The organism is Streptomyces odonnellii (genome assembly GCF_000981895.1).
Taxonomy (GTDB): Bacteria; Actinomycetota; Actinomycetes; order Streptomycetales; family Streptomycetaceae; genus Streptomyces; species Streptomyces odonnellii.
Genome location: NZ_LATD01000368.1, coordinates 1 through 5,216, shown reverse-complemented (window position 1 = coordinate 5,216; position 5,216 = coordinate 1). Strand labels below are relative to the sequence as shown.

5 protein-coding genes are annotated in these 5,216 nt (G+C 70.0%); 3 read left to right on the top strand and 2 right to left on the bottom strand.

From position 1 onward, the window contains the following. Positions 1-93 precede the first annotated feature (93 nt). On the bottom strand, positions 94-558 hold the full coding sequence (locus tag WH07_RS29925) for an RrF2 family transcriptional regulator (protein ID WP_046506792.1): 465 nt from the start codon (positions 556-558) through the stop codon (positions 94-96). Positions 559-885: 327 nt separating this feature from the next. Here WH07_RS29925 and WH07_RS29920 point away from each other — a divergent pair, with 327 nt between their 5' ends. Genes WH07_RS29920 through WH07_RS29910 form a run of 3 tightly spaced genes read left to right on the top strand, consistent with a single transcriptional unit; the run spans position 886 to position 4,318 of the window. Continuing rightward, positions 886-1,407 carry a hypothetical protein gene (locus tag WH07_RS29920; protein ID WP_046506786.1) on the top strand — a complete coding sequence of 174 codons (522 nt, stop codon included), beginning with the start codon at positions 886-888 and terminating at the stop codon, positions 1,405-1,407. Next, positions 1,407-3,683, top strand: coding sequence for a hypothetical protein (locus WH07_RS29915; RefSeq protein ID WP_046506783.1), 2,277 nt, complete (start codon positions 1,407-1,409; stop codon positions 3,681-3,683). Before WH07_RS29920 ends, WH07_RS29915 begins: the two co-directional genes overlap by 1 nt. Further along, positions 3,680-4,318 (top strand): hypothetical protein, encoded by a 639-nt coding sequence (locus WH07_RS29910; protein WP_157877458.1) that lies wholly within the window; start codon positions 3,680-3,682, stop codon positions 4,316-4,318. Before WH07_RS29915 ends, WH07_RS29910 begins: the two co-directional genes overlap by 4 nt. An 87-nt stretch (positions 4,319-4,405) precedes the next feature. Here WH07_RS29910 and WH07_RS29905 read toward each other — a convergent pair whose 3' ends face one another. Further along, positions 4,406-5,155 carry a hypothetical protein gene (locus tag WH07_RS29905; protein WP_046506789.1) on the bottom strand — a complete coding sequence of 250 codons (750 nt, stop codon included), beginning with the start codon at positions 5,153-5,155 and terminating at the stop codon, positions 4,406-4,408. Positions 5,156-5,216: the final 61 nt, after the last annotated feature.

The window sequence follows — 5,216 nt, the reverse complement described above, 5'->3', positions numbered from 1 at the left end:
CCCCGTGCCTTGGCCGGCGTCCCGCCCCGGCTCCAGACCCAGGCCACCGCCACGCGCCCCGTTCGCCCGCGCAAACCCGCCACTGGCGTCCGCTTAGACCGGGACCGCCGGGGAGACTTCGCGGACCGCGGTCCCCCGGCCGGTGTCCCGGGATCCGGCGCCCTCGGCGGCGAGTCCGGCGATGGTCGTACGGCCCAGCACGGACTGCGCCGACGCCTCGACCGCGCGCCACAGATCCGGCAGCCCCTGGGCAGCGCCCGGGTAGCTGAGCGTCTCGGGCCGTGCGCCACGGAGCGTGAAGAACTCACCGTCCACGGCGGTCATCACCTCGGCCACACTGATGGCGGCGGGATCGCGCCCGATCCAGTAACCCCCCTCACAGCCGCGCCGGCTGCGGACCAGACCGGCCTGCCGCAGATCCCGGAAGACCGATTTGAGGAACCGGAACGGGATGTCCTGTGCGGACGCGATGCCCTCACAGGTCAATGGCCGTCCGCTGTCGGCGGCCAGTTCGACGAGCGCCCGTACCGCGTAGTCCGCCTTCGCCGATATCTGCATGTGCACTGTCTCCCCGTTGAATTCCGTGCCTGACGAGTACCGTCCGAGAGCCGCGCGGGAGCCGGAAACGGCCGGCTCGGCGGAAAATGGACACTCCTTGACATCCATTTGCCGTGCTCTCTGCGGTCGGCTCCGGGACCCGCGTACTCTGCCGGACACCCTGCCATGTGCCCGCCGAGCCCCGTCGCCCCCCTCATCGGCGCCGAACCGGACCCCGGACTGCGCCCGACACCACGCCGGGACGGTCGGATTGCTGCGGCAAAGTAAGCAACTGACCTGTAGGGTCGGGGCGTTGTACGCATCCGCACACGGGGAAGGGACGCGCGGGTGGCATGGGAGGAATGGGAGCAGATGAAGGCCGCGGCCGCCGAGGAGCAGGGCGGCGGGGCGCAGATGCGGCTCAATCAGTTGCCGGAGGAGGACCGGCCCAACACCGGCCTCCAGCCGGGTGACCTGCGGGTCGGCCAGCAGGACTTGGCCGCGGTCGGCGCCGAGGCGTTCACGCTCTACAACCAGCTCTGGGACCAGGCCCGGGTGACCAGCACCGACGGCGCCGGGCGCGCCCTGCGCGACCAGGGATTCGCACTCGGCGGGGCGCTGGAACGCGTATCCCTGCGCTGGGACTCGCAGTTGGCGACACTCATGGACGCCTGCGCGCTCATCTCGAACCATATGCGCGTCACCCGGAACACCCATCAGGACCACGAGGACGCGATCGTCCGCCATGTGAGCGGCATCGCCACGCTGGACGCCGGGTTCAACGAGTCGTACGGGCAGCCGGGCGCCCAGAACTCGGTGTACGGGACGGACAACCAGGACTCCGACGACCGCGCCGAGGAGGAGGACTGATGAATTTCGAAGCCCTCTACCAGGCCAACTTCTCGCAGCTCGACGAGACGGTCGACGACTGGACAGCCATGATCGCCAAGCTGTCCGAGCTGAGGACGACCGCCAGGGACGGCCTCAAGGCGAAGGCGGACGCCGCCGACTGGGCCGGCTACAACGCGGGAGTCACCCGGCCGTTCGTGGCCAGGACCGCCGGGGAGTTCGACGACGCCCACACCCAGGCGACCTCGATCCGCAACATCATGCGCGACACCCGCGACGAGCTGAAGACCCAGAAACGCCTGCTCAGCGAGGCGGTCGAGCGGGGCAGGACCAACCATCTCGCCGTACGCTCCAGCGGCTCCGGGTTCACGGTCACGGCCGCCCCCGACGCTCCGCCGTCCAGCGGCCGGCAGGCCGTCGAGGCGCTGCGCGACGAACTCCAGGGCATTCTCGACACGGCCACGGAGATCGACGACTCGGCGTCCACCGCGCTCAGGACTCTGGTCGACCTCACCACGTACGGTTTCTCGGGCGCGGAGTACGCCGACCGCGACGCGGCGCACGACGCGATCAGGGAGGCCGAGGAGCTGGCGGAGCTGGCAGCTCAGCGGCCGGAGGATCTGTCGCCCGAGGAGTTCGACCGGATCAGCGCCGGACTGAGCCGCTACTCGGGCGACGAGCTGTTCGCCGAACGGTTCGCGACCCGGCTCGGCGCCGAGGGGACGATGGCGTTCTGGGCGGGCATCAACGAACGGTCCGTCCTGCTCACCGGCCGGCTCGACGACCGGGTCGACCAGTACGGCGAGCTCCAGCGCAGCCTCGGCCTCACCCTGGCCACGGCCAGCCACGCCGACACCCCCGCGATGGCCGCCTGGCGCACGGACGCGGTCGCTCTCGGGCCGCGGATGGTGCCGGCCGAGGGCGGTCCCACGGGCTTCCAGATCATGAGCAATCTGATGCGCTGGGGCGACTACGACGACCAGTTCCTCAGGAGCTACGGCAGCGCGCTGATGACGGAGGAGCGCAGGCTCACCGGCAACGGCCGCGAGGAGGCGTATCCCTGGGGGAACGCCCATCTCGATCCGCTGAACCGTACGGGCACGGACGACGGGATCGACCCGCTCGTCGGATACATGCGGGCGCTGTCGAACAGCCCGGACGCGGCGACCGACTTCTTCAACTCGCAGTACGTGTCGGCCGACGACGACCACGAATTCAAGCGGGACACGGACGGCGACGGCGATGACGAGAAGGCCGGGCTGAGCAACTTCCAGTACCTGTTCGAGGAGCGGCAGTGGCCCCAGGACTGGGACTCGGAGGGCGAGGAGAGCATCTCGGGACGCAACTACATGGGCATGGCGCTGGAGGCCGCCACCACTGGCCACCCCGCGGGTCAGATGCCGACGGCGGACACCCCTGCACACACCGAGGCACAGGCCAATCTCGTGGAGAGCATCTTCAGCTCTGTCTCGGACGATCCCAGCCGACTCAGTGACCACGGCCATATGTCCGACAGCATGGGGCAGATCGCTTCGGAGTATCTGCCGGACATCAACCGGGCCACGGCCGATGACGTGCACGGTTCCATCGACAAGCTGTACCCCGCGGCAGGCAGCGTGGCCGACCTGAACCATGTGGACGTCACGCGCTTCCTTGTCACCGTCGGGCAGAACCCCGAGGGCAACGCGGCCATCGAGGTGGGACAGGCGGCGTACATGGCCAATCTGATGGACTACCACCTCAACCCCAACCTGCCCGAAGACCAGCGTTATCTGGACAACACCCAGTCCGTCGTCGAGGAGATCGCCCGGCGCTCGGCGGAGGTCGGCGGAACGCTCGCCGTAGGGCGGCAGGAGGCGATCGTCGGCCCCGCCGCACAGGATGCCGCGGACTTCGCGAACTCGGTCGCGCAGCAGAAGAACGCGTGGTCCGGGGCCATCGGCACGGGCATCGGCGTCGGTGTCAGTTTTATCGCCACACCAGTGGGCGGCGCGGCTGCCGGCGGCGCGGCGGGAACCGTCAGCAGCATGGTGCTCGAACACATCTTCCAGCAGTCGGAGACGAGCGCCGCGCAGGACGCGGCCCGAGACGCGGCCGGCCTTTGGCGGGACGCCAAACGGCTGAACATCGATGTGAGCCAGAGCGCCGCCGAGGAGGCGGCCCAGCTCCATCACCGCCCGGACGCCGACCAGGTCGCGAACTGGGCCCGGCTCGGCGCGCAGGACGGATTCCTGGACGCCTCGGCCAACGCCCAGCGCATGGCGGACGACCTCAGCACGGAGGTCCAGCCCGGATGACCCGCACATGCCCGGAGCGCAGCGACGGCAGCCCGCTGTCGAGCGCGGTCGCCCATGGAGGGGACATGAACAGTGCCGGTGCGACGAGGAGCACGGGAAGCCGCCGTCTCCGTACCCCCCTGGTCCTGGTGGCGCTCATGGGTCTCACCCTGGCGGGGTGCTCGGATCCGGAGCCCAGGAGGGCCTATACGATCCCGGACGACCTCTGCGGTGTCGCCCTCTCCCCGGCCGTCCTGGAACCGGTGCTGCCCCCCGGCGACAAGATGTCGTCGAGCAAGGACACGCTGAACGGCCTGACCAATTGCGAGGTGGTCGTGGACAAGGTCGTGGTCCTGACCACGATCACGGAGTGGTACGAGAGGGGGACCTCGATGGCCAGGGTTCTCGCTTCACACATGGCGGACCTGGAGGACAAAGCGAGCAAGGACGGGCGCTATGTCTACTCCGATGAAGGCGGCGTCGCCAAGATCGACTGCCGCACGCCCCCCGAGGGACTCCGGGACGAAGATCCGTTCGCCACCGTTCTCGTCCGTAAGGACCTCGGCGCGGACGAGGAGGCGGTACACAAGCTCCTCCTCGCCTACACCGACGCGGTCGGCAAGTCCCCCGACTGCAACAGCAGCGACCGGCCCTGACACCCGCCGGACCACCCGCCGCACCACAAAGCGCCCCGCCCTCTTCGAACAGGCGGGGCGCTTTCTCGGCAGCGGCGCCGGGATGGCTCAGACTCCCTGGCCGCTGCCGCTGCCTCCCGCCGCGGCCTTGATGCCCTCGGTGATCTCGTCCATCACGGACAGCTTGGGCGCCTTGTCGTTGATGTCGAAGCCGGAGCGTACGACGACCATCAGCCCCGAGGTGGCGGGCGAGGTGAAGGCGAGCGACTGCACATAGCCGTCGTCGCCCCTGCTCGTGACCACCTTCCACCGCACCAGATAGCCCTTCTGCCCGGCGACGGTGACCTCTTCGGACTTCAGCTCCTCGTGGGAGGAGATCTTCCCGTAGATCTCGCCGCCGTAGGACTCCTCGGCGTTGGCCGCGATGTCCTTCTCGGCCGCCGCCTTCGGTGTCGTGGCCTCGATCTTCATCGCGGACGCGGGAGCGGAGAACACCCCGCCCCGGACACAGCTCTGGGACGCGTCCCCGGGACAGGCGTACTTCCCCGTGGTCACCCCGGCGCCGACGACCCCCGACTCACCGGTCCAGCCGTCCGGTACGGGGATGCTGATCCCGCTGGCCGCGTCGGTCGCGTAGCCGTCCTCGGTCTGGGGCATCCCGGGCGCGTCGCCCTCGCCGCCGCCGGGGCCGCGCGGCTCCTCCTGCGGCCCGTCGGGCTGCCCGGGCCGTGAGGGCGCCGTGGACGGAGCGTCCCCGGCCCGCTGCGCGGTGCTGTCTGTGCCGCCGTCGCGCCCGAGGAGGTAGAAGCCTCCCGCGATGGCCATGGCCACGACCACGGCGATGGCACCGACGGCGATCCGTCGGCCACGGTTCGCACGGGTGGGCGGCGGTACTGCGGGGTACGGGGGCGTTCCGGGG

What these genes read in the sequence shown, in the direction of transcription:
- WH07_RS29925 (WP_046506792.1), bottom strand. Translation starts at nt 558, where the DNA reads ATGCAGATATCGGCGAAGGCGGACTACGCGGTACGGGCGCTCGTCGAA.
- WH07_RS29915 (WP_046506783.1), top strand. Translation starts at nt 1,407, where the DNA reads ATGAATTTCGAAGCCCTCTACCAGGCCAACTTCTCGCAGCTCGACGAG.
- WH07_RS29910 (WP_157877458.1), top strand. Translation starts at nt 3,680, where the DNA reads ATGACCCGCACATGCCCGGAGCGCAGCGACGGCAGCCCGCTGTCGAGC.